At 46.5% G+C, this 26096-nt stretch carries 21 protein-coding genes; 8 read left to right on the top strand and 13 right to left on the bottom strand.

Annotation, left to right across the window (positions count from 1 at the left end):
• Positions 1-83 precede the first annotated feature (83 nt).
• On the bottom strand, positions 84-1445 hold the full coding sequence (locus tag EKG39_RS16810) for a Na(+)-translocating NADH-quinone reductase subunit A (protein WP_126507140.1): 1362 nt from the start codon (positions 1443-1445) through the stop codon (positions 84-86).
• A 598-nt stretch (positions 1446-2043) separates the two neighbouring features.
• Here EKG39_RS16810 and EKG39_RS16815 point away from each other — a divergent pair.
• The gene (locus EKG39_RS16815; protein WP_126507141.1) at positions 2044-4221 is read left to right on the top strand and encodes a cation:dicarboxylate symporter family transporter; all 2178 of its coding nucleotides are present in this window, start codon (positions 2044-2046) and stop codon (positions 4219-4221) included.
• 67 nt (positions 4222-4288) lie between these two features.
• Positions 4289-4576, top strand: a complete 288-nt coding sequence (locus EKG39_RS23275) for a hypothetical protein (RefSeq protein WP_148103061.1) — start codon at positions 4289-4291, stop codon at positions 4574-4576.
• Between the two features lie 73 nt (positions 4577-4649).
• Here the strand turns inward: EKG39_RS23275 and EKG39_RS16820 are convergent, their stop codons facing one another.
• The 5 genes from EKG39_RS16820 to EKG39_RS16840 all read right to left on the bottom strand — a co-directional run bounded on the left by EKG39_RS16820 (position 4650) and on the right by EKG39_RS16840 (position 12647).
• Positions 4650-5615 (bottom strand): ABC transporter permease, encoded by a 966-nt coding sequence (locus tag EKG39_RS16820; protein ID WP_126507142.1) that lies wholly within the window; start codon positions 5613-5615, stop codon positions 4650-4652.
• 3 nt (positions 5616-5618) lie between these two features.
• Positions 5619-6749: an ABC transporter permease gene (locus EKG39_RS16825; protein ID WP_126507143.1), complete on the bottom strand. Its 1131-nt coding sequence runs from the start codon at positions 6747-6749 to the stop codon at positions 5619-5621.
• Positions 6746-8335: an ABC transporter ATP-binding protein gene (locus EKG39_RS16830; protein WP_126507144.1), complete on the bottom strand. Its 1590-nt coding sequence runs from the start codon at positions 8333-8335 to the stop codon at positions 6746-6748. Before EKG39_RS16830 ends, EKG39_RS16825 begins: the two co-directional genes overlap by 4 nt.
• A gap of 142 nt (positions 8336-8477) precedes the next feature.
• Complete coding sequence (locus EKG39_RS16835) at positions 8478-9482, bottom strand: BMP family lipoprotein (protein ID WP_126507145.1); 1005 nt, start codon at positions 9480-9482, stop codon at positions 8478-8480.
• A 933-nt stretch (positions 9483-10415) separates the two neighbouring features.
• On the bottom strand, positions 10416-12647 hold the full coding sequence (locus EKG39_RS16840; protein ID WP_126507146.1) for an OmcA/MtrC family decaheme c-type cytochrome: 2232 nt from the start codon (positions 12645-12647) through the stop codon (positions 10416-10418).
• Between the two features lie 414 nt (positions 12648-13061).
• On the opposite strand from EKG39_RS16840, the gene EKG39_RS16845 reads away from it, so the two are divergent.
• Both EKG39_RS16845 and EKG39_RS16850 read left to right on the top strand, forming a co-directional pair.
• Positions 13062-14015, top strand: a complete 954-nt coding sequence (locus tag EKG39_RS16845) for a LysR family transcriptional regulator (RefSeq protein WP_126507147.1) — start codon at positions 13062-13064, stop codon at positions 14013-14015.
• A 16-nt stretch (positions 14016-14031) separates the two neighbouring features.
• Positions 14032-14982, top strand: coding sequence for a LysR family transcriptional regulator (locus EKG39_RS16850; protein ID WP_126507148.1), 951 nt, complete (start codon positions 14032-14034; stop codon positions 14980-14982).
• A 150-nt stretch (positions 14983-15132) separates the two neighbouring features.
• Here EKG39_RS16850 and EKG39_RS16855 read toward each other — a convergent pair whose 3' ends face one another.
• Complete coding sequence (locus EKG39_RS16855; RefSeq protein ID WP_126507149.1) at positions 15133-15360, bottom strand: hypothetical protein; 228 nt, start codon at positions 15358-15360, stop codon at positions 15133-15135.
• Between the two features lie 483 nt (positions 15361-15843).
• Here EKG39_RS16855 and EKG39_RS16860 point away from each other — a divergent pair, with 483 nt between their 5' ends.
• Entirely contained in the window at positions 15844-16383 is a 540-nt protein-coding gene (locus tag EKG39_RS16860; RefSeq protein WP_126507150.1) for a redoxin domain-containing protein, read from the top strand.
• Between the two features lie 80 nt (positions 16384-16463).
• On the opposite strand, the gene EKG39_RS16865 is transcribed toward EKG39_RS16860, so the two are convergent.
• Together EKG39_RS16865 and EKG39_RS16870 are read right to left on the bottom strand one after the other, a co-directional pair.
• Positions 16464-17246, bottom strand: coding sequence for a CLCA_X family protein (locus EKG39_RS16865; RefSeq protein ID WP_126507151.1), 783 nt, complete (start codon positions 17244-17246; stop codon positions 16464-16466).
• A 68-nt stretch (positions 17247-17314) separates the two neighbouring features.
• Positions 17315-17866, bottom strand: a complete 552-nt coding sequence (locus EKG39_RS16870; protein ID WP_126507152.1) for a dihydrofolate reductase family protein — start codon at positions 17864-17866, stop codon at positions 17315-17317.
• Between the two features lie 138 nt (positions 17867-18004).
• Between EKG39_RS16870 and EKG39_RS16875 the strand changes: the two genes are divergently transcribed.
• Positions 18005-18577, top strand: a complete 573-nt coding sequence (locus tag EKG39_RS16875) for a TetR/AcrR family transcriptional regulator (RefSeq protein ID WP_126507153.1) — start codon at positions 18005-18007, stop codon at positions 18575-18577.
• Positions 18578-18714: 137 nt separating this feature from the next.
• On the opposite strand, the gene EKG39_RS16880 is transcribed toward EKG39_RS16875, so the two are convergent.
• Entirely contained in the window at positions 18715-19536 is an 822-nt protein-coding gene (locus tag EKG39_RS16880) for a substrate-binding periplasmic protein (RefSeq protein ID WP_126507154.1), read from the bottom strand.
• A 469-nt stretch (positions 19537-20005) separates the two neighbouring features.
• Here EKG39_RS16880 and pyrC point away from each other — a divergent pair, with 469 nt between their 5' ends.
• Positions 20006-21040, top strand: a complete 1035-nt coding sequence (gene pyrC, locus EKG39_RS16885; RefSeq protein ID WP_126507155.1) for a dihydroorotase — start codon at positions 20006-20008, stop codon at positions 21038-21040.
• 216 nt (positions 21041-21256) lie between these two features.
• On the opposite strand, the gene EKG39_RS16890 is transcribed toward pyrC, so the two are convergent.
• The 3 genes from EKG39_RS16890 to EKG39_RS16900 all read right to left on the bottom strand — a co-directional run bounded on the left by EKG39_RS16890 (position 21257) and on the right by EKG39_RS16900 (position 24506).
• A complete protein-coding gene (locus EKG39_RS16890; RefSeq protein WP_126507156.1) occupies positions 21257-22345 on the bottom strand; it encodes an NHL domain-containing protein in 1089 nt (362 codons plus the stop codon).
• A gap of 353 nt (positions 22346-22698) precedes the next feature.
• Complete coding sequence (locus tag EKG39_RS16895) at positions 22699-23805, bottom strand: permease (RefSeq protein ID WP_126507157.1); 1107 nt, start codon at positions 23803-23805, stop codon at positions 22699-22701.
• A gap of 380 nt (positions 23806-24185) precedes the next feature.
• Positions 24186-24506 carry an ArsR/SmtB family transcription factor gene (locus tag EKG39_RS16900; protein ID WP_126507158.1) on the bottom strand — a complete coding sequence of 107 codons (321 nt, stop codon included), beginning with the start codon at positions 24504-24506 and terminating at the stop codon, positions 24186-24188.
• A 166-nt stretch (positions 24507-24672) separates the two neighbouring features.
• Between EKG39_RS16900 and EKG39_RS16905 the strand changes: the two genes are divergently transcribed.
• A complete protein-coding gene (locus EKG39_RS16905; protein WP_126507159.1) occupies positions 24673-26049 on the top strand; it encodes a DUF3943 domain-containing protein in 1377 nt (458 codons plus the stop codon).
• The last annotated feature ends 47 nt before the right edge of the window (positions 26050-26096 follow it).

Genomic DNA, 26096 nt, shown 5'->3' on the forward strand with positions numbered 1-26096 from the left:
TTCCCTCTGAATACTTAATTTGAATAGGTTAGGTACGTGCGAGGCCGGGCTCAGCACGTAGGACTCATTAGTTAACTCAGTCATCAACCTTCTCTTTCAATAATATCTAAGCAGGCACGCAGCTCTTTGCCGAAATCATATTTACCGGGACAAACGAAGGTGCACAGGGCCAAATCCTCCTCGTCCAGCTCCAGAGCACCCAGTTGTTGAGCCTCATCGGTATCACGAACCACAAGGTCGCGAACCAGTAATGTAGGCAAGATGTCTAAAGGCATGACGCGATCTAACTGACCAAATGCCATCATGGCACGTGCAGAACCGCCTGTGTGAGTTGTCATTTCAAACAACTTCTTAGCGGGCTTAAAACGAGATGTCATTGCACGTGTGATAGAGAACTTTTCAGATCCACCACGCATCCATGAAAGCAGGTGATGTTCAGAGTCTTCAGTTAATGCCGTGACTTGACCATGGAAACGCCCCAGAAAATCGTGAACGCCGGTAGCGGTATGCCCGGACAGTACCGAACCTGAAACTACCCGAGAGTAACCAGGTTTCAGTTCATCTTTAACTATCTCGCTTAACTCGGCGCCCAATTGGGTACGGATAAGACGAGGGTTGGCCACATTAGGACCAGCAAGAGCCACGACACGATCGGTGTAGAGTTCGCCGGTAAGGAACAACTTGCCGTAGGCAATGACATCCTGATAACCGATATGCCAAACAGGACGCTCTATGCTGACAGGTAAAATAAAGTGAATGTGAGTACCTACTAACCCGGCAGGGTGGACACCACCAAAACGATGAGTCTCAACCTGTGATAACTCATGGCCGGGGAGTGATTCACCTTCGTCGTGACAAAGATACACTTTGCCATCGGTCAAACGAGTCAGAACCGACATGCCCACGGCAAATGCCTGTTCATTTTCGGCAATAACCAGACGAGGATCAGCAGAGAGAGGATTGGTATCCATCGCAGTCACGAAAATGCCGGCTGCAGAGCTGTCGAGTTGAGGCACGCGGGAGAAAGGACGGGTACGAAGTGCGGTCCAAAGACCACTCTTAACCAAGTTATCCTGTACCGACTGTCGACTCATCGACGATACGTCAGCACTGGTCTCAAACGTCTCTTGTTCGTCGCCCTGGCAGGTGATGACCACAGACTGTAATACGCGGCGTTCACCACGATTAATTGCAGTGACTTCCCCACTAGCTGGTGCGGTAAAGAGTACACCCGGCGTCTTCTTGTCTTCAAAAAGTGGTTGGCCTTTTTTGACCATATCACCGACTTCCACCATCATGGTGGGCTTCAAGCCGACATACTCTTCACCGAGAAGGCCCACATGCGATGGCCTTGAGGCGTTGTCTAATTCTTGCCGAGGTTCCCCGGCAATGGGCACATCTAAGCCCTTCTTTACTATTCTAATCTGGTCTGAGAAACCTGCCATCACAACATCAACCGTTAAAATTTTGGATAGTTAATAGTATATCTTTGTTAACTGAAGTTCCGCTATTGGCGTCACATTACTCAGCCGTTTTGTAACTTAGTAACATTATTTCGCGCAATTTTGTGATCCAGCTCCACTTATCGATCTACCACGTGTTATCAATGTAGTTTTATAACAATAAAAATTGAAATCAATCATTGCTGATTTAGACACGACTAAATCTATAAAAAAACTACGATTTGTCACATAGGATAGCTGAAGATACGAAGGTAAATTGATTAATTCGTGAAAATTATTCAAATGAGTGTAATAAAACCTCTAAGACTACAAGTCTTCCCAATAATCTTGGTTAACCAACTCCACGAGATTGAAGCAACATGCGACCAATGGCTTAAAGAGAGGTCATTGCTAAAAGAGATACTTAAGCACATGCTAGAATGATAATAACAATCGCAAGAAGTGTTACTATTTGAAAGTTAATACTTTAATCTAATTGGCAGCCTAATCTATAATTGACGGAATAAAGGCCCACTTTAATCGCCCACGCAAGAGTGTCAGCGGTAAAGCCAGCGACTTAAATTTACACGACTCAATTGGAATGAAATCTGTGTTTAAAAAAATGCTCTCTATGACCAGCTCCAGCCAGATGTTGGTAGCTATGTTTATCGGTTTTGCCATTGGCATATTTTTCGGCGAATCTGTAGGTTGGCTTAGCTCTATCGGTAACAGTGTGATCTTACTGATGCAGATGACGGTGCTCCCCTATATCGTGGTTTCACTGGTTGGCGGTATTGGAAAGCTGCAAAAGAGCACCGCCATGTTGATCTTCAGCAGAGCCGGGCTCATCATGCTACTGCTATGGTTAATCGGGCTCATCACAGTCGCCTTGATGCCACTGTCATTCCCCTTCGTTGAGTCAGCCTCTTTCTTCAGCACCAGTACCATAGAGCCTGTCGCGGCAATCGATTATTTCAAACTCTATATTCCCTCTAACCCATTCGAGTCGATGGCAGCGGGATATGTGCCCGCCATGGTGGTATTCAGCATAGCCATGGGGCTGGCGCTTATCGGCATGGAGGGCGAGCATAAGCAACATATACTCATCTTCATGCACACCACCAGTGAGGTCTTTTCCCGTATCACACAGGGACTGGTAAAAGTGCTGCCTATCGGTATTTTTGCTATGTCGGCATCGGCAGCCGGAACTATGGGGGTCGATGAGTTTGCCAGCATGCAGGTCTATCTGATCAGCTATTTCGTTCTTTGCCTGCTCCTCACCTTCTGGGTTCTGCCCTGGATTATCGCATCTATCACTCCCGTCACCTTCGCTCAGGCCCTTAGGATCTCAAAGGCCAGTCTGGTCACCGCATTTGCCACCGGAAACATCTTTATTGTGATCCCTGTGATTGTTGAGGAGTGTAAGCAGATCATGCGTGAGCACGATAATCTCAGCGAAGATGGCGCGACACTCATCGAAATTTTAGTCCCTATTGCCTTTACCTTTCCCAATATCGGCAAGATCACCGTTATCCTGTTTGTATTCTTTGCCGGCTGGTTCAATGGCACCCCGGTGGAACCCACCAGCATCCCCTCTCTGTCCGTCAGTGGTCTGCTATCACTGTTTGGCAGTGTCTATGTTTCCATTCCGTTTATGTTGGATCTGGTTCACCTGCCCTCGGATCTGTTCCAGTTATTCGTGATGGCCGGATTTATCACGGGGAAATTCGGCTCAATTACCGCTGTGATGAACCTGTTTGCCCTGACTCTGCTAACCGCAGCCCTGTTTCAAAAGAGTCTCAGACTCAGACCGCCACAACTTATCAAGATGGGACTGGGTATCGTCAGTGGGGTCATACTGACACTGGTTGTCTGCCGCGTAGGCATGGGCGTGTTTATTAATAGTCCTGAGATAACCAGTGAAGTGATTGCCAATATGCAGGTTGCCGATAAGGTGCCGACTAAGGTGAAGAAGCAGTTTCCGGTCTTAGGCCAGACCCCTTCATCTCCTGTCGCCGATATACAAGCCATTCGCAGCCGAGGAATATTAAGAGTCGGTTATATCCCCAGTAACGTCCCCTTCAGCTATTACAACAATGCCGGTCAGTTAGTGGGATTCGATAGCGCGATGGCCACTAAACTGGCCGAAGACTTAGATGTCGAGGTGGAGTTTATTCCGTTTCGCAAGGCAGAGTTAGCCCAATCGCTTCAATCGGGATTTTTCGATATCGCCATGTCCGGCCTGGCCATGGATATCAGACAGATGGATCAACTCAGTTACTGTGAGCCGGTGCTCGAACTGAACCTTGCCATCGCCACTAAAGATCACTTAGTTAACCGATTCAAGACTCGCCAGAGCATCTTAGAGATGGAGCAGGTGACGATCGCCTACGCCGAACATGGCGATGCCATCGAAGATGTTGCCGCAAGCTACCCTAATATCGAGTTTGTTAAAATCGAGGGATATAAAAACTTCTTCAGACAGAAGGATGATAAGTACGATGCCATGGTCATCAGCGCCCAGGCGGGATCGGCCTGGACCCTGTTCTTCCCCGGATATGGAATCGCCCTGCTCGAAAGCAAGGCCCGTTACCCGGTTGCCTATGCCGTGGCCCAGAACAACCAATCCCTGCTCAACTATGTCAACAACTGGCAACGCCTGCGTAAGGTCGATGGCCATCAGGATAGCTTCTATAACTACTGGATGTTGGGTCTGGGTGCCACCGAACCTAAGCCCCGCTGGTCGGTAATTCGCGATGTGTTGCATTGGGTGGATTAAAGAGCGAGTTCTTATGTAGGAGCGGCTTTAGCCGCGAATGTTTTGAGATAACGAGTTAAGATCCCTTATGCAGAAGGGCTTTAACCGCGATGGCGTGTTTGTTCCATCCTTCCCGGCTAAAGCCGGTCCTACACGTCATGTTGAAATCAATACACCTGTCATGCCCAAATCAACACATCAGGCATATCATCACACGTCATTCCGGCATGCTGTTAGCCGGAATCCAGCTTTTTGTTTTCGCTCTTCGCTCTTCGCTGCTCGTTACTCGTTACTCGCAACTTTCTTTGCCCTATCTTTAGCTTACGACTTACAGCTCCCAACTCCGAATTCTGAAATCAAAAAAGCCGGGTATTAACCCGGCTTTTTAACTAATGCTACTGACTAACGCTACTAACTAATGCTAAGAACTAGCTCACTAGCTTACGCTATTAACGCGTCTTCACGTACGGTACACCAATTGACTTAGGTCCGACGGCGCGGCCGATAAAGCCTGCCAGCAGGAGTACGGTCAGTATGTAAGGTAAGACTTCGATTGCCTGTACCGGAATCTCACCCACTATCGGCAACTCGGCGCCCTGCAGACGAATAGCCACCGCATCGAGGAAACCAAACAACAGACAACCAAACAACACTGGCACTGGCTTCCACTTACCGAAGATCAATGCAGCCAGGGCGATGAATCCCTTACCGGCACTCATATTCGCCACGAAGCCGGCGCTGTGTGCGGTAGACAGATAAGCACCTGCAATACCGCACAATATACCTGCACAGATCAGAGCGCGATAACGGATCCAGGCAACTGAGATACCCGCAGTATCGACTGCATGTGGGTTTTCACCCGCCGCACGAAGACGCAATCCAAAACGGGTCCTGAACACTACCCACCAAACAAAAGGCACCATAAGCAACGCGAGATAGACCAGAATATTATGTCCGGAAATAAGTTCACTATAGAGCGGACCAATCACAGGTACATCCGCAACAGCATCGGCGCCAGGCAGCGTAATCGGTGTAAAACGCGCACTGTCAGGCAGGGCCGGTGTCTGACCGCCCAATCCAAACCAGAAGCGTCCCAACGTCACAGTCAGACCCACAGCCAACATGTTGATCGCCACACCCGAGACGATCTGATCGCCTCTGTGTGTGATAGAGGCAAAACCATGGATCAATGACAGACAAACAGAAACACCTATGGCGGCAAGTAGGCCCAACCAAACATTGCCGGTGACAGAAGCGGTTGCTGCAGCGGCAAACGCCGCCGACAGCAACTTACCTTCCAGGGCGATGTTAACTATTCCCGAACGCTCCGAGAACAGGCCAGCCAGTGCAGCAAGAATAAGCGGCGCCGATACCCTGAGGGTCGCATCTAAGATTAAAATCAGATTCTCATACATAACTTAGGCCTCCGCTTGTGCTTTGCCGAGGGACTTTTTCTTTCGATCCCATAACACAAAAATACGCTCTGTTGGCTTCACTAACATCAAGGCCAACGCACCACTGAACAGTACCACTAAGGCCTGCACAACCTGGATCATCTCACGGTCGATATTCGGAAAATCAAACGCCAACTCCGCTCCGCCCTGATACAGGATACCAAAGAGCAGGCTCGCTAATATGATACCGACAGGATGGTTGCGACCAATCAGACAAACGGCAATACCGGTGAAACCATAACCAGCCACGAAGTCCAGCTTCAACTGTTGGCCATAACCTTGTACTTCGTTCAGGCCTAACATGCCTGAAAGCGCACCGGATATGAGCATCACTATGATGACCAGTTTCTTATGATTGATGCCGCCATATTCGGCAGCGGTAGGGCTTGAACCCATGGCCCTGATGGCGTAGCCCCAACGCGTGCGCCAGAGTAATATCCAAACCAGGACGCAACATGCCAGTGCGATAAAGAAACTCAGGTTCATCGGCGACTCGGAGAAAGAGAAACCGAACCAGCCCGCTATCTCGTGGAACATAGGCATCACCGCGGATTGTTCAAACACCCGCGATACCGGTGCCATCTGACCATCCAACTTAAGTACGTTCACCATCAGGTAAACCATCAGCGCCGAGGCGATAAAGTTAAACATGATAGTAGTGATAACTATGTGGCTGCCACGATAGGCCTGCAGATAGGCAGGTATAAGCGCCCACAGGGCACCAAATGCCATACTGGCAACCATAGTGATAGGTAACAGAGCCCAGAATGGCAAGGCATGATCTAAGCCCAAACAGGCAAGTCCCACACCTAAGCCACCGAGATAAGCCTGACCTTCGCCACCGATATTAAACAGCCCGGCAGAGAACGCCACCGCGACGGCTAAACCGGTAAAGATAAAGTTGGTCGCATAGTAGAGGGTATAACCAACACCTTCCTGATAACCTAAGGCTCCCTTCACCATCACTACCGCAGCCTCGAGAGGATTCACATCCACCGCAACGAAAATAATGGCAGAAAATGCAAAGGCGAAGAAGATATTGACCAAGGGCAGCCCAATGATATTTACCCACGCCGGAATTTTGGAGTCGTTCACGATTGACCTCCGTTAGTCGTTTGTCCTGCATCCGACTCGCTTAGCTCATCGGGCATTATGTTGGCCATCATCATTCCAAGAATTTTCTCGTTCGCCTTATCGGCGCTCACTTCACCCACGATATGACCATCGAACATCACGATAATCCTATCGGACAGGGCCATGATCTCATCGAGTTCCACTGACACCAGCAAAATACCTTGCCCCTGGTCCCTGAGTTCGATGATACGTTTATGAATAAATTCGATGGCACCGATATCCACGCCTCGGGTCGGCTGACCAATCAGCAATACATCCGGATTCTTTTCTACTTCCCGGGCAATAATCAGTTTCTGCTGGTTACCACCGGAAAATAGTGAACTTCTTAGCTTAGGATCTTGCGGTCTTACGTCCCACTCTTTCATAAGACGTACACACTCTTGTGTGATCGCCTTAGGTTTATTCATCACCAAGCCATTATATTGCGGTTGATTCTGATGTCCTAAGATGGCTGACTCTTCGGCGGTAAAGGCTTTAATCAGCCCCATGTCCAATCTGTCTTCCGGTACATGACCCACGCTAAGTTGACGCACTCCATCGGGCGAGCTGGGGTGCTCTGCAGAGATACACGTATCGCCGATGGTGATTGAACCGCTGGTAGGCGTGAGTAAGCCTGCAAGGGCATTAATCAACTGAGACTGACCGTTACCGGAGACCCCGGCAATGCCGACAACCTCACCGGCCTTAATATCCATGTTGACCTTTTTAAGACGATCGACACCCATATCATCTGTGTAGGTCAGATCTTGGGTGGACAGTACAACCTGAGCGGGTTTAGCTTTAACCTTATCGACTTTCAGGCGTACCTTTCGTCCCACCATGAGCTCGGCCAGCTCTTCCTTATTCGTTTCTGCCGTCTTTCTGTGTGCAACCATCGCCCCTTGGCGCATGATCGACACGTTATTTGTAGCGGCCAGGATCTCTCTGAGTTTGTGAGTGATCAGTAAAATCGTGACACCCTGCTCGCGCAGCGCATCGAAAATATGAAACAGGTGATCAGTTTCCTGAGGAGTAAGTACGCCCGTAGGTTCATCAAGAATGAGGATCTTAGCACCACGGTACAGGGCTTTTAATATCTCTACCCTCTGTTGCAGGCCCACCGGCAAATCTTCAATTAAGGCATCGAGTGGCACATCGAGTTGGTAATCTTTTGCTAACCGTTCTAACTCTGTGCGGGCATCATGGAGGCTATGCTTGAGCAGAGCACCATTTTCGGCGCCTAAAATTACATTTTCAAGAACGGTAAAATTATCGACGAGCATGAAGTGCTGGTGAACCATGCCGATACCGTGGCTGATGGCCTCTTTCGAATTGGCAAGTTTCTGGACCTTACCACCAATCAGGATCTCACCGGCATCTGCGGTATAAAACCCGTAAATGATGTTCATCAGGGTCGATTTACCCGCTCCGTTTTCACCGATAATGCCATGAATGGTGCCGGGAGGAACTTGTAGATCGATATCTCGGTTAGCATGGACTGCGCCGAATCGCTTGTCGATACCGCGCAGTTCTAGTGCAAAAGGTTTGTCGCTAGGGAGTGTAGACATAAATTATGTTTCTCTTTGCCGCCCTATGGGTACTTCTCGAAAAGCTCTCCCGCTTGAGGCAGGAGAGCAAACTCTCACTTCTTACAGATGCGAAACACTAATATTGGTACTTAACATCAGCACCTAACATCAGCACTTAACATTAGTACTTACAGCTGTTATCAGCCATGTAATCGTGAACCTTGATATCTCCGGCTACGATCTTCGCTGAAATCTCACCGATCTTAGCTTCCATTTCAGGACTCACTAAGTCACGGTTATACTCATCGATAGTCCAGCCAACACCGTTCTCTTTAAGACCACGGGCATCGATACCCGGAGTGAATGTTCCACCTTCGGCAGCCTTGAATACTTCAAATGTCGCCAAGCCGACACGCTTAACCATAGAGGTAAGCATTACGCCCGGATGCAGGTAGTTTTGGTTTGAGTCAACACCGATGGCAAACTTGCCTTCATCTTTCGCAGCCTGATAGACACCGACACCAGTACCACCGGCAGCAGCGAAGACTACGTCGGCACCTTTAGTGAACTGACTCTTAGTCAACTCGGCACCACGGGCAGGATCAGACCATGCAGCGTTAGTCGAACCCGTCATGTTCTGGAATACTTCAGTATCTTTACTGACGTACTTAGCGCCCTGCTCATAACCACAGGCAAACTTACGGATCAATGGAATATCCATACCGCCAACGAAGCCCACTTTGTGACTTTCTGACTTCATAGCAGCCAATGCGCCGACAAGGAATGAACCTTCATGCTCTTTAAACACAAGAGACTTAACATTCGGTAGATCAACAACAGCATCGATAATCACAAACTGACTATCTGGGTGCTTCTTAGCCACCTTTTCTAATGCAGAACCATACATGAAGCCAACAACAACGATTGGGCTGAAGCCACGACGTGCAAGACGCTCAAGGCCCTGTTCACGCTGCGCATCGTTTGCCGGTACAAATTCACGTACATCAATCTTAGTTTGTTCGGTAAATTTAATTACGCCGTTCTGATAAACCGCCTGACTAAAGGATTTATCAAACTTACCCGATGAGTCATAGGCTACGGCTGGTTTAAAATCTGCAGCGTTTGCGACAAACGAGCATAGTGCTAAAGACACAGCTGTCGCAGTAGTTGTTAGGATTTTCTTCATGATTGTCCTCGTTGTAGGTATGTAAGTATGTATATAGATATGTATATGGGCAGTAACTTTATAATTTTTCGTTTCAGTATTTTTATGCCCCTAAGCTCAGTTTGCTATGTAGCAAAATTACTGACTCAGATACTGACTTTGTACATTAACGAAGATAGAGCTTACAGCAGGAAAGTATAGAATTGCTAGGGCTAATTGCACCTTGCCTCCCACTCAACCTAAGTAACCGATACGATTAGCATTCATGTAATTTTAGAACGAAAAAGCAGGCTATTTACGGCATAATAGAGATACCCGTCTGCTATTTCCCCTAACCTTATCACTGACCACTAATTAAACAGCGCAATAAACATAGCACCTGTTCGTAATATGGGAAGGAGAAAAAAGCAGATTATAAAGATTAGACACATGTATAACAGCCAAAGTAACAAACAAATGGTTAACACGCACACAACAGCACCCTATACAAAAGCGAGTCTGTTCTGAAATCAAGACAATCACTCTCAATGTAACAAAACAACATTTCCCCCGATTTTTAGCTTGAATTATGACGCTAAACGGCCACGGCTAGTGGTTCCATCCCTTTTTCGACCATTTTAATGCCCCAAAAAAGCATAAATAACCAATTCTATTATTTTGAAAAAATGCGATACGGATCCTGCCTGATAGGGCCAAATGACCTCTTAGGAGTTATTGGGGAGCTTATATCGTCCTTTAAACAGATGTTTTAGCCTGTCGCAGTAAGCACTACAACTTTTAGTCTTTAGTTATCTGAGCGGAATATTTGCCATAAAAAAAGGCACCCTAAGGTGCCTTTGACTTTGCAGGAAAAACTTACTTAATTACTTTTAAACTTTTTTCTTAACTGTTTTACTTCACTATATAAGCTCCCGGAGTAAACGCAGGGATTCTATCTTCCGGGAGCTTAATTCTTTATAGAGAGTGACCGTGGTGCTCCATGATCTTCTCTGGGCTATGACAAGTTGCACAGGCTTCTTTAGCATCTTTAGCCATCTGCTTGTCTGGGCCAAAGTATGCGCCATTGCTCTCGAAGTGGCTCATAGCTGCATCAGACAGGTACTTCTGGTGACAACTCATACATGCAGCCGCATCAGGAGAAGCGTACCAAGTCAATACAGGGTCTGTATTACCTTCGCTAGCGATGAAGCTAGGTACAGTATGAGCAGAGCCAGCGTTACGGCCTAACTCGAAGCCATAGTCCTTACCACCGTTCCAACTCACCTCAGTAGCGTGACAAGTCATACAGTCAGTCTTTAAGATAGTACCACTACCACCATGACCGTTATCATGTCCTTCAGCCTTGTGTGCCTTATACATAAAGCTTGAAGACTTCATCTGTCCCCAAGGTACAGGTGCATGGTCGATCTCAACTGCACCTAACTTCTTATCGTTAGTATGACAGGCGATACAGTTCACACCGTTAGCATCATGGTATAGCTCTTGGCTATGACAACCCATGCAGGTAGCTTCATCGATAATTGCACGACGCATCTCTGGTCCGTAAGCACCCGCCTTATATATACGGTAGGGTTCTGTTTGAACGTAAGCAGGATATGCATCATCTGCAGCACAGTCTGTACGAACGTTAGTGCCTTCAGTGAAACAAACCTTAACCAACGGTAAGATTTCTAAAGATCTGTCAGTCAGGATATCTGCTGGTACATCAGTACGATATGTCTTGCTTCCTTTCACCTTCTCAGTGGTAACATGGAACACTTTAGTTGTAGCATCGTAGGTAGTTGAACCATCACCCTTCAAGCTGAAACGTCTGTGATCGTAGGTTGTTCCAATAGTCAGGCTATCAGTTTCTGAAGACACAAGCTGCTCTGGGTAATCAGCTTCGATATCCCAGCTAACAACCATGTATGGGTTGCTGTAGCCTTGCTTATAGATCTCATCTTCAGTGACCAGTGCACCTGCACTGTCCATAACCTTAACGTCAAACTCGAGTAAGCCGTCAACGTTTAAGACAACATTGCTAACTTCAACACTGTAGTCTTGTGCTGCGTCATATGGCTTCTTGTGGTCTGAGTGAACGGCAGCACTATGACAGTCTGTACAGGTCAGAGCTGGATTCTTATCCGACTTATGCTGTGCAGGCGAGTCAGTATGACAACCCGTACAAGCATTTGCATTAGCATTCGCTAACCATAGATCTTTGTCCGCCAGATTCTCATCTTCAACGTGACAAGCCGCACAATCCATAAATGGCTTAGTAGGGAATGCTGGGTAATCGAAAGCATGATCGCCTCCATAGCCCGCGATGGTGTAAGGCATTTTAACTACGTTACCTTCAGCATCTTTACCTTCGCGATTTGGTCCCATATGGATAGCGTGCACCATATGTCCAAGTTCAACTGACACATCATTAGGATCGCTGACAACACCATTATGACAAGACTGACAGTTTTCCAGGTCCAGACGACGTCCGCCATGGGCCTTTAAGCTATCTGGCTGGTGACAGGTGTAACAGGTTTCCAGCGTGACCAGATCACGGGTCGCGATGCCCTCTTGTGCATTAGTCGAAGGGATCCAGTCATAGTGAGCATTTTCTGCCAACTCATGACCCGAGTCATACTCGAACTGCATCTCGATAGCGATACGCTGAGTCAGGCCGGCATCAAACACGATACCCGCAGCATCTTCGGCGGTCGTTAGATTAGTCTTAAATATATAGGTGTAAGTACCATCATTATGATCGACTAAACACTCGGGGCAATCATTTAACTTTTCGAAGCCTTGCTCAAATGTCGTGCCTGCATCATTGGTCGTTTCGTTAAGCAGTGACATCCACTGTTTAAGCTCTGAACCTGTGTTAGTTTGCAGCTGAGCTAATGAGAAGCGAAAATCATGGAACTCATTTTCACCGGTCAGTCCAAATAGGCCGACCCCTTCCTTGTTTGCCAAGTCGAAATCGACAGTAATAATACCGTCTGCATAAGCTGCGTTAGTAATATTTGCAGTCGCTTCAGCAGCCATGTCGATATGAAGACCGGAAGTACCGGGCTGACCATTCTCGCCATCACCACCATTTGAACCATCTGCACCGTTTTGCCCATCTTTGCCATCATCACCACAAGCAGTCACCATCATTGCAGATGCAATTAACAGTGCGAGTGATGTTTTTCTTTTAGTTATAATCATTTTATCTCCCTAATGTGTAACCACCATGTGGTTCATACAAAATGCTAAAGATAATTCAGATAAATAAATTTGAAGCACATCACTTTGCCATACGGCTCAAACCCCAGTACTAAACACTAAAGCAAACCAAAAAAACAAAACAAACCACAGGCCAAACTCAACTATTACAACACTTGATCTTAATATTATTATATTTAACAGATGTTCCCGCCAATATTCGATAACTGGAATTGCGAACAACGAATAATAGAAATGAGAGGAGGAGATATTATCAAAAATTAATTTGCTCTTATGTTTAAGGTCACAAAAACGTAACCTTAATTACATTTCATTCATTTTCATGATATCAATCCTCGCATTACCACTTATTTTTCCCTAAATTAGCTAGGTGTGTTTTATATAAAAAAAATAATAATGAGTAAATTTAAACAGAACAATCTCTTTGATATCCAAGTGTTTGTACTAATTTATGAATCATTAAATTCAACATTAGTCGGTCAGGCGATGAATGTCCCTGCCTCTAAGATAAGCCGGAGTTTAAAGGCATTACGTCACTCTCTCGATGCACCACTGTTTATCCGTAAGCAGCATGGCTTCGAGCGTAGCCCGTTAGCCGACGAGATCTATCCGTCGATGAAAAAAATCATCCAGATTGCGGAAAGTTGTAGTCGGCTTAACCTTGAATCGGATAATACCCATAAGAAAGAAATTGTTATCGCCTGTCCGCCGCTACTTTCATTAAAACTGAGTCGTCTGTTACAAGATAAGGCGACCGAGCATCAGAAAAATTATCTGTTTAATATTAAACCCTGTACTGGCGATGTCGGCAGTTTAATAAAACAGAAAGAGATCGATCTGGCCATCACCCACAGAGCTTATAATACCGAACAGTTGCAATCGGACTTTATCGCCGAGGGAGAGTCCTTATATCTCGTTGGTAACAACAGTCACCCTATTTGGGAAACCGTCAACCCTACGGCATTAGATAATATTCTCAAACAAGCCTATATCGTTATCGACATGCCTGAATTCAGTGACCCCAGAGATCCGTTAGAATTCTACGCAAAAGATCAGGGATTGGAGCTAAATATTGAGGCTAAGGTCAGTGGCTTGGCCGATCTCAGCACCCTTTTAGAAACCAGCAATGCTTTAGCATTGGTGAGTCCGTTAAATGCCATAACCTTTCTAAATAAAAATAGCGATTTACGTTCGATGAAGTTATCACAAGAGCAACAACTCTCACTTTGCCAGAGAAGCGGTCTTCCCCGTCATTATTTGACCAAAAGAAAGCAGAACCATCAAATCCCCAGTTGGTTACAGTTAGCGATAACACAATTTATATTCGAAAACGTCGCATTAAAGCCCTGAATAAAAGGAAAGATAAATGTCCATAGATAAGTTGCTGAATCTCAACTTACTAAGCATTGAAATATTTTGCCAAGTCTATCTGAAGCAGGCAGTAATTGATGTAGCCGATCATTTAGCACTGTCACAGCCCAAGGTCAGTCGCGAACTAAATGCACTGAGAAAGGCATTTTCAGATCCACTGTTTATCAGGCAGAATAACCGTCTCGAGGCCACAGAGCTTGCTCACAACCTCTACCCTCAGTTGCAGGAGATGCTTAAGGCAAGTACTCAGGCACAGCAATACTTAAACAATATTCAGCACCAGCGCGAGCCAAGTTTCACTATTGCCACAGTGCCACAACTTGAAATCAACTTACCTCAAACCATTCTTAAGGCTGCAGAAAAGAATAATACCAAGACAAATGTCACCCTCTGTCCCTGGACAAAATCCAGCATAGAAGAATTCCAAAATGGAGACCTGGACGCAGCTATCTGCTTCGAACCGGCAGATAGAAAGGGAATACTGTCAAAACCCATCATTCAACACAGAGGCGGGCACTTAATTGCGCGTGAAGGGCACCCCATTTGGCACAACCCAGTTATCGATGAGATGATTAACTACCCGATAGTGAAGCTGATCACCATGCCCTTCCCCGCCAATAAATCACCCTTGGTAAACTATGCGAAGAGACAGGGGAAGAAATTAGAGGTATTTGCCACAGTTTCAGATCTGGGGAGTGCCGCCAATACCCTGTTAAACTCAAATGCAATCATCATTGTCGGCGTCAGGGCGGCGGTTAACTTTTTACAGAACATCAAAGGGCTCCACGCCGAAATACTGGATTACCAACAAGATAAAGACATACTGAAAAACTTCAGTTATCCAACGACCTACTTATGGTTAAAGCACAATCAGGAAGGTCAGGTAAGCGCACCTCAATGGCTACAGCAATCTCTGGAAAAATTCATCACCGAGGCGCACAGGTAAACCGGTAGCGAGGGTCGAGGGTCGAGGGTCGAGGGTCGAGGGTCGAGGGTCGAGGGTCGAGGGTCGAGCATAAAAAGATATCAGGGAAGAGAAGTTGAAAGCAGGAAATTTGTCCTCGGCACGAGCGGCCGAGGACGTTAAAATCTGGTATTACATCCCGTGACAGTCGGCACACTCTGTCATAGTCAGTGTTGCTTCATGAAGCTCCATATCGACCTCATGTGCACTACCCATATCGTGACAATCATTACAGGTAGCCAGTGTTGCTTCCGCTTCTAAATGCACAGTGAGATCGATTGTTTCGTGGCAATCGGAGCAATCTGTCGCAGCGGCAGAACCTGCAAAAACAAGGGCAGTTAACAGAGTCAGGTATTTCATAAGTATTCCTTAAAGAATCGAAGATAAGATTATCTTTGCCAATTACTTACCATGTTAAGCATCATTATTAATTTAAACTTAATAAACTTAAAATTTCTGAATACTTGCTGAACAGATCGCCTCCGATATATCAAAGCTGTGATCTGAGTCATCAGGCCATGTTCTTATGTTTGCCAATAGCTCAGATAAATAACAAGCCTTTAATAAATAGGATATGAACAGGAAGGAACATATATAGGTAAGTTACCTGTAACTGATTTTAAATAGGTTAACCTTAGAGCATCCGCAATTCAATGCGACTCGATAATGTGCACTAACGTAAGACAATGATTCAATAATCCGCGGTTGCGACCTCAAGTTAAGCTCTGCTTTCTCCTCAAAAAGCAGGTTAAACTTTATCCCTTCAAATAGATGATTAATGAGCTAAAATTATATTGTGCTGTAATTTAGTCGCTATTCACCATCTTAAAATGGACAAAAATTATGAGTGTTTCAGTAAAGTTATCGGCAGGTTCAAACTTCCCTACGATGAGCGCCAATACACTCGATGGCAATACGATCGCGTTGGGACGTACTCACCATGACGCCATATGGCAAATGGTGGTGGTCTACCGCGGGCAGCATTGCCCCCTATGCACAAAATTCCTGAATCGACTGGAAGAGTTTAAAACTCGCTTGCTAAAAATCGGCCTCGATATTGTTGCCGTCTCGGCAGACTCAAGGGCTCAGCTTGAAGCACATAAAGAGAAGTTAACCACCAGCTTCCCAATCGCTTACGGTCTGACTCAAGTACAGATGCAACAACTCGGGCTATATATCTCTATTCCTCGCTCTGAACAGGAGACCGACCATGACTTTGCCGAGCCAGGACTCTTTGTGGTTAACCGGGTAGGAGTTATTCAGGTCATCGATATCTCCAATAACCCCTTCTGCCGCCCGGATCTTGAAGCTCTTGTCTCGGGGTTGGAGTGGATAAGCGATCCGGATAACGACTACCCGATCCGCGGCACCCTTGCTTATTAAAAAAGGCGGCTTAGATTGATTCCTGTATAAGTCACTCTAAGCCACCACTTATCCGCCTTCAACACTTATCTCTCTAGACTTTAGCCTTCACGGCCCAAGGCTTCGCCCAGTGGTTCAAAATATGCGATAAGCGCAGTGAAAATTTGCTCTCTATGTGCAAGATCCGGATAACCACCTGAATCGGCAAGAGATGAACTTAATGTCTCGGCGACAAGATAGGGATTATTGATCTCGGCGGATGATTCGATACATGCCTCAAAGGCACGCGCCATCAGTTCGGTTGGTTTAGAAAAATATTGTCGTCCATACTGCTTATCTAATGCAATGGCGCGGCTGACAAAGTCATGGCAGTCCTTACCATCATCATTAAGCATAGTTATCGCAAAGACCTGCTCCAGACGCCGGTTCAATGGATGCTCGATAGCACTCACATCGGCCAGCCAGCTACTGCTGGCAAAAGAGATACCATTAGGTGACGTACTGAAAGCCTTAGACGCAATATAATGGTCGAAAGCGTGCCAAAACTCATGAGCCAAGGCTCCGGCTCCCGCATTCTTAGCCAGCGCAAGCTCCCGGCCTGCTGGCATATAATGAGCTTGCACGCCCTGTTGACCACCGCTCCCGAAAGCCAGGTTGAGTGTCTGTCTCAGACCAAGGGCCTTAGGAGGCAGTTTAAGAATAAAGGCTAAATCGGCCAGAGAATCGAAGATTAAATTGGCGGCTTTGTCCTTCTCATCCTCCTCGACCCAGCTACCCAGCCGAATATGATTCAGCCCAAAGGTCTCTTTGATATCATGAAAGCTCACCTGCTCACCGAAGCGGTAATCGGGGCCCTGGCGTCGATACTCTCTATGTTTTAACACTCGTACTTCTTCGCTAACTAATCTGACTCTGAGTGCTAGTCTGAGGCAAAGCTGCTCTTCAAGCCACTTTATTTCCCGTTATCTGTATCACGTACTCTCAGATAGTGATTTTTGACTAAATTATCGAGCAACCTTTCGCACTTCACATGCTTGAAATTTAACGGCGTCACTAAGTCACCAAACAGAGGCAATCCTCCACCTAAGAGCACAGGTATTGTAGTAATGATCATCTCATCGATAAGGTCCGCTTTAAGAAAATTTTGTATCGTTATACCACCATCGATATAAAGATCTTTGTATCCCTGCCGGCTCAGTGTGGCCAGCACCTCATCGAGCGGTCCTTTAACCAAAAACACCTTATCTTCGTAGCCTGCGGGGACCTTAGTCAACGTACTGCTCAACACAAATACAGGTTTGCTGTAAGGCCAATCAATCCCAAAACTCAGCACCATATCGAAGGTATTGCGGCCCATAACTAAGGCATCGACTCTTGCGATAAACTCACCGAAGCCCATATCTGAACCTTCAGGGTTTGGAATTGAGTGTAACCAGTCCACACTTCCTGCTTTATCGGCGATATAACCATCCAAACTCGCCGCGATATACACTATGTTACTCATCACTCTCTCCACTAATTTTATCAAGCCGGATAGAGTTACCGATTCAGATTCAGTAAGCTTTATGACTTGGATTATTCGACTCAATAGTCTAGAATATTCTACACTGTAGAATTCGTATTATATTAAAGAGCATCGATAATGTCTGTCAAGGAAAGAAAACGCGGCCGTCCCATGGCATCGGCGGGACAATTGAGTCGCGAAGTGATCGTCGACAAGGCAAAAGAGTTAATGTGCATAGAGGGAAAGGTGCCCAGTATTCGTAAGCTTGCTAACGGTTTGCAAGTAGATGCTATGGCCATCTATCACTACTTTGAAAACAAGAATGCACTACTCGAAGCAATCACACTCTCTTTGATTGAAGCCATCTATCAGCCTGAGGCAAGTCAGCAATGGCAAGCCGAACTCAAACAGTTATCATTGAGTTATCTCGGTTTGCTACAGCAATACCCGGGCTTGCTGGAAACCATGTTAGCCATGACAACAGATGGGCCCGCTGCGGTTTTCATCGAGCGTTTTCAAGTCGCGGTAACCCCGCTGAATTTAACCGACGCAACACTGAAGAATAGCCTGGATCTTTGGGTCGACTATCTTCACGGGCTGGCACTGGCTGTAAACTGTGCCCATGATGCTCATGAGATTGAGCCACTGCTTGAAGGCCCGCTTAAGTTCTATATGACAGCACTGGAACAAATGCGCCCTCTTAACTCATAGGTATCACCTCATCAGGCGGGATAGTACGACGCTAGAGCTGGGAATATATCTACTGTATTAGCCTTGCTGGCCATTAAGAAGCTTCGGCCGCCTCCAATAACTGCTTTGGTGACAAGCGCTTTAGCTAAAGCTATAAATTACTCATTGAGCCAGCGATTTAGAATAGCCTCATAACGGCCATCATTTTTCAATATGATCAATCGCCTCTCAAACTCTTCGCTGATCTGCTTCAGTTCGGGGTAATCGGAGTTTTTAATGAATGGCATCGGATAACCTTTTGAGAAAACCGACTGCTCGTAGGGGGCGACGCTTGCTTGCAGGTTATTCTTATTAACTAAATATTGCCCGGCAATTCGGTCTTCAATGAAAAAAGAGACCCTTCCACGTCCCAGCATTTTTAATGCATGGCTTGGGCCCTTAACAATAAACAACTGCTCGTTGTACAAGTCATGCTTCTTAAGGTTTGGAGAATATGTTGTCGTGCCATCCTTATACGGGAAGGTTTTCCAAAAAGCATCATCATAGGATGCTCCTCGCCAGACCCCAACTTTGCCACCGGAGCTCGCCACCTCCTCATAACTGCCGTTGGGTGTCAGATGCTTATTCACACTCTGAACAAAAAAGACAAAATCGGAACGCCACATGTCTGTCTCCGGGTAATAAAGATAGGGTTCCCTCGGCTGCTTTCTGGATGTGGAAAATGCCGCCTCACCCTCCCCGTTTTCAACCTTATACCAGACCCTGGCCCATTTTAGATCGACCACCTGATACTCAAGCTCCATCTCACCAAAGATTGTATCGATAATGTCGACGCAAATTCCCACGACCTTGCCCTGGCTGTCAGCAAAATGAAAAGGGGGGCGATCGTGAGAGAGGATCTTCAGGGGTCTGCTTTGCGCGAACACGAAAAGAGAGGGAAGAAATAACAGTAGCAATAGAAACTTAAATAATCGGCGCATCGTGAGGACCCTTGGCTTATACCAATTGCATTAAGTACCTGACCATTCAGCGAGAATTCAAAGCTCTTTAGGCAAGTAGGATGATTGAAGCTAATAGTTATTCTATATCGAAAGCATCCAGTGCAGCATAAAGGGCTTTGAAGCTCGCACTACGTGAGTCCCCCAGGCTTCCCACTTCTGCTTTGCATTGACTTAAAAGGGAATAACCATTTCCTCATCAATGCGCCTTGAATTGAAAATCCTGGGGGACTCTGAATTGGTTAATTATTTAATGCAATTGGTATTACACCTCCAGTGTAGTTCAAAAAAGGTTAGGCAGTGAACCGACTCCCTGGCTCTCCCATAGCGGAAGCTGAAGGAATCATCTTGATATAGCTCAAACTCACCTATCAAAAAAAGCCGATTTCAGGCATAATATGGCGCAGAAATAAGCGAGCATATGCTTATCGTAAACCCTTAGGAACCCCAAATGACGCAGATCACCCTACTTACTCCCGACGATTGGCACCTTCACTTCCGTGATGGTGATATGTTACAAGAAACTGTACCTGCCACGGCCAGACTCTTCCAACGTGCTATCGTCATGCCAAACCTGTTGCCACCGGTAACCGATGCAAAGATGGTAAATGCATACCGTGAGCGTATTTTGGCCGCGCGTCCAGAGGGCTCTGATTTCGAACCCCTTATGACTATCTTCCTGACCAATGACACCACTAAGCAGGACATCATAGATGCCAAGGCGGCGGGTGTCGTTGCGGCTAAGCTTTACCCTGCTGGCGCGACCACCAACTCAGATGCCGCAGTAAAGGCACTCGATGCACTCTTCCCTGTTTTTGAACAGATGGCTGAAATCGGCATGCTGCTTTTGGTGCACGGTGAAGTGACCGAGTCTCATATCGACATCTTCGATCGTGAAGAACAGTTTATCGAACGAAACCTAAGGCGTATCGTCGACGCTTTCCCAACGCTTAAAGTGGTATTCGAGCATATCACCACTAAAGAAGCTGCCGAGTTCGTGATGTCTGCATCAGACAATGTGGCTGCAACCATCACGCCTCAACATTTGCTACTTAACCGTAACGATCTCTTGGTTGGCGGCGTGCGCCCGCACAACTTCTGTTTGCCGGTTCTTAAACGCAACATTCACCAGGAAGCATTGCGCGCAGCAATAGCAACCGGTTCGAGTAAATTCTTCTTAGGCACAGATTCGGCGCCACACGAAAAACACCGTAAAGAGTCGGCCTGCGGCTGCGCCGGCTGTTACAGCGCCTGGAGTGCACTGGAACTTTACGCTCAGGTGTTCGATGACCTGGGTATCATCGACAAGCTTGAAGGCTTTGCCAGTACTCATGGCCCGGATTTCTACGGCCTGCCAAGAAACACTGGTACCGTCACCTTAGTCAAAGAGAAGTGGACAGTTCCGAGTGAGATAATCTTGCCAAACGGTAACCCCATAGTGCCTTTCTTCGCCGGTGAAGAGATTAACTGGAAGGTGAAGAGCTAATCCCTGTTTTAGCTGTGCTTTAGATAGCAACAAGGTTTCATAAAACATAAAGCCCGCTAATGCGGGCTTTCTTATTTCTGCATTTAAGCGACATAAAAGAGTCCAAGCAACTCCTTAATAAGACCAGAATAAGAGCCGCCAGCTTCACCAAATACCACAACAAAACAAACGTATTAAGAGGTTGAAACTAAGAGAAATAATTTCAACTGAAAACTCTTACTTCTTGTCTGCTTTTATATCCCGCTTTACCCTTCTGATAAAACCATAATCGCTCTCTGTTATTAACAGATTACCCTCATGATCAATTGATATAGCTCTTGGTTCACTGATTTTTTTTCCGGGAGAATTATAGGCGCGGCGATCCCCCGAATGCTGATCGTTTTTACCGCCATCGACAAACAGATGTATGATCCCATCAGGGTCAACAAACCAGATCTGTCCTCCCTTATGGGTCGCTAAGAAGTAACCTCCGTTAGGGTGAAACCATATCCCCCGTACTTGATTTAAGGCGGTTTCTGTCGCTAAGCAGCCATCACCGCAACCCGTGCGTTTACCTGTTCCGGCGACAATTTCTTTTTCACCATTATTGGAGATCTTGTAGACCAGACTCGCATCCCGGTCAGTGACGAAGAGTTCGCCTACAGCATTCACAGCAAGATTAGCCAGCTCATCGAATCCATCGGCGAGGACTCGAACTCCCGAGTCTTGATGCCACATTTTCAACTCTGAACCTGAGGAGTAGTAAGCTGTGGATTCATCATCACTGACCCACACTCCTCGGCCAGTTTCAATTCCCTTTTCATCAGTAAACAAGGTGGTTACAGCCCCATCATGACTCACCTTCCTGACCATGTCATTCCCAGTGTCTAATATGAAAAGCGTTTCATTAGACGTTAACCAGATACCGTTAGGGAATGAAAGCTGGGTTTCGGTTCGATACAAACCATCACCGTTTAAACCAGACTCATTGGTTCCGACATAAGTTGAAATCATTCCATTAGAGTCGATTTTTCTTATTGCGTGGGCATCTTTATCGACAATAAATATATTGCCATCTGAATCCGCTATCGCTTGGTGTGGCCTCGACAGTTCAGACCGCTTAGCCGGTCTGTTTTCAAAACTAGCCTGCCAACCATTATGATACTTATCGCCATCATCCCCTTTGCCTGCGATGGTCTCTATAGTCGAAAACGAATCAGCAAAGTCCTGGTAATTAAATTCCTCTGATGCCTGAGATATTAGCGGAATTAACAGAGATGCAAAAATGAATGCGCCTAGATAACTTTTTCCCATAGAGATAGTCATATAGTACTCGTGATTGACATGTTGAAAGTGGCCGACCTTTGTAAGAATACGGTTAACCAAGTTAATAACTCTGGATGATTCGGTTAGTATATGTATTGTATTAAAAAAGTATGTGACCTCGATCTGGTTCCAACCTAATCGGACAAGGCAAATAAAACGGAGAAGGCAATAGTGAAAACAACGACCAACATGCCATCATCCAAGTCAAAGAAAAACCTAGGGTCCCAACAGCCTCTCTTCGCCGGTGAAGAGGTTAACTGGAAGGTAAAGAGTTAAACCCGGTTTTAACTTTGTTTAGATAACAGAAAGCCCGCATCAGCGGGCTTTTCTCTTCATGTACAGGCAAGCCTGAACTAGAACATATAGCTATATAGATAGCCTGCGCCGATAGCCATGCCCAAGATCACGGTAAGAAAAGCGGCGATCATCTGATTCTTAAAGATCGATTTAAGTAAAATCACTTCGGTCAGACTCGCACCCGCGCTGCCTATGATCAGTGCCATCACAGAACCCAGCGCCATCCCTTTTTGAACCAGCGCCGCACTCAACGGGATCACAGCTTCGGCTCGGATATAGAGCGGTATACCGATAATTGCCGCCACAGGGATCGCATACCACATCCCTTCACCCGCATATTTAGCTATCAATTCTGTCGGGATAAAACCATAGATAAACGAACCTAAGGTGATACCCAGCAACAGATAGGGAAATACCTGCTTAAAATCTTTCCAGGTCGAGCGCCAGATCCGCATCCATCGATTCTCTGCAGTTCCAGCCTTAGTGTTTGCAGTTCCGCATGATGAGTCGGTATCACAAGAGGAAACTGATGCGGTTGCTCCACAGCCACTCGCTTCCATTGCTAATACAGGAGCAGGTGCTGCGCCGCAGCTTGTTACAGGTTGAGCTGCAGTCTTTGCTTGGCTATCACAGCAATTCGACTCGCTAGTTTCTGCTGCTGTTTTCGTATCGCTACACGTGGCTGCACAGCTTGATGTATCGCTTGCTTCATAAGCTTCAGGGCGAACATAACGCTCGAAGCCCAACTTCTCCAATACAAAGCCTGCGGTAACCGCTACAACCAGAGCTATGGTGAAGTAGAACAGCGCTACCTTGATGCCGAAAGTCACCACAAACAGGCCGATAATCACCGGATTCAACAGCGGGCTGGAGAACAGGAACACCATCATAGGGCCGAATCCCGCTCTGGCTCTCAGTAAGCCTTTGAGGAACGGAATAGTTGAGCAGGAGCAAAATGGTGTGATCGCCCCCAGCAGCGCCGCAATCACGTAGCCTTTGCCGTTACGGGAACTCAAAATAGATTGAATTTTTTCCGGGGTAATAAATTCCTGCAGTACACCAACAAAGTAGCTGATGACAAGAAAAAGGATGATCAGTTCGGTTGCCAGAAAGGCAAACATATCTGCGGCCTCACGGGCCATGGTTAATATTTCAGGACTCATAATCGCTTCCAATTTATTTAATTTTCCCCTCATTCAAACTGTCGATATCCCTTATAACCAGGTAACTCAGCAATTCTGTGAGAGAACATCATTTCGAACAATATCGAAATAATAACTTTTTAACGGCTCATGTCAACCATATTTCCAGAATCTTCGAAATAAATGCTCAAACTAACTTGCTAACAGACGAAGCCAAAATGAATCAACTCATCAAAATAGGCAGTATAAAACAGCAGATTACTACCAAGCTGTTCGGATAAAGCCCGGCTTGTTGAAGTGAAAAATGATATGGCACAGACTTATGTGTGACAGACAAGCAGCCCCTGAGGGCTGCGAACTATTGTGGGGATAAAAATGAATGGGCTATAACTCATGCGTCGCTAAGACTTTTGAGTGGATAACTTAGGCGCACACTCCTCGTCGATACAACATTCATCCTGCAGGAAACCAATCACGCCCTCGAGCTTATCAAACTCGGCGACACAAAATAGGGTTCTGCCTTCACGTCGCTGGGAGATGAGTCCGGCAGAAACCAGACTCGAGATATGGTGTGATAAGGTTGAACCCGGGATCTTGAGCTGCTCTTGCAAGCTGCCTACCGCAAGTCCCTGAAAACCCGCGCGCACCACTCGCTTATAGATGGTTAATCGAGTTGTATGACCCAACTCCTTCAACGCCTTAGCAACCACTTCAATATCCATCACGCACTCTGCCCATACTTATACAAAATCATATTTCGATATTAACAGAAATATAATCATATACCAATATTGATGCTAATTTTCCAAAAGTCATTTAAGTAACTAAACTCATAAAGAAATAGTGCTTTAAGAGCCCGCTGCGGCGCCGTACACATGAGAGGGTTTAATGAAATATCTCCCAACCTCCTGCTACAAATCTATCTCCTTAGCCGTTGCTCTGGCTGCTTCCAGCGGTCTTGTACATGCAACAGGTGAGAGCGATGAAACCGCAGAGATATATCGTCCCTCAATCACCAACAGCAGCTGGGAAGATACCATCAGAGCCCCCTCGGTATATGACCAGCCTTATAACGTATCGCTGTTCAGTGCCGAACATGGTGAAGATAGTGCACGTCTGTGGTCTCAGACAAAATCCGTCGCCGCTTACGGCGTAGGTTTCGCCGGTTTTCTTGCCCTGCTCCCTTCCTCCATCACCAACTGGGACAAGAGTGGTGAGAAGTTGCACAAAAAATGGTGGGACAATGTAAGCAGCGGCCCGGTATGGGACAGAGACAATTTTGCCATCAATTACATAGGTCATCCCTACTTTGGCGGCGTCTATTACCAGACCGCTAGAAAATCAGGTTATCGCCAGTGGGATGCCTTCATGTACTCCTTCATGATGTCGACCTTTTATTGGGAGTATGGTGTCGAAGCCTTTGCCGAAGTGCCATCGATCCAGGATCTGGTCGTGACTCCGGTACTTGGCTGGGTTTATGGAGAATGGGCCTTCAATAAAGAGCGAGAGATCCGCCAACGCGGAGGAACAGTATGGGGATCTGAGGGTTGGGGAGATACGGCACTGTTTTTCTTAGACCCAATCGACTCACTGGGACGAGGAGTCAACACCCTGTTTGGTGACGATGTTGTCAAAGCCGGTACAGGTTATCTCTCAATGACAGAGGTACCTCTGGATAATGGCCGCATCGATAAACAGGTGCAATTTCAGGTGCAATACGCCATAGGTGCGGGTAAAGCCAACGAAGGTGTCAGTCGTCACCAGAGCGCTAACAACAAGGCCAGCTCAGTCGAAGACCCGGTCGACTTTGGCATCGTTGGAATATCTATTGGTAGCAGTTATATGTCACCGGGAGAGGTGTGGAACCTTGAGAGTGGCTGGGCACCCAGTGCTAGTGTGGGGCTCTATTTTTCCCGCAGTTTTTCGACCAGGCTAAGCTATGCCCGCGGAAAATTAAACGACAAGCGAACGGGACAAAGCACCACCTTCGAGAACTATAGCTTTGACGGCCAGTACTACTTCAATGGCCAAAATACACTGAGACCCTACCTGACATTTGGTATCGGCGAATCCTTGATAGAGTTGGACAAGGAGAAGAAAGCCTTTCAGGTCAATGGCGGAGCGGGCCTGCACTACCGCTTGTCTCCCAACTGGGCACTGCAACTGGATTGGCGTCACTTCTATAGCGCTAAGCTATCCAGTTGGGATAACCTGGCCGTAGGGCAGTTGGTCTATCGCTTCGGTCGGGGAGAAAGCTGGTTATGAGTCGGTAGTATTACTCGCCCATAAACGAGTATAATTCACCTAACGAG

This window comes from Shewanella atlantica (assembly GCF_003966265.1).
Lineage (GTDB): Bacteria > Pseudomonadota > Gammaproteobacteria > Enterobacterales > Shewanellaceae > Shewanella > Shewanella atlantica.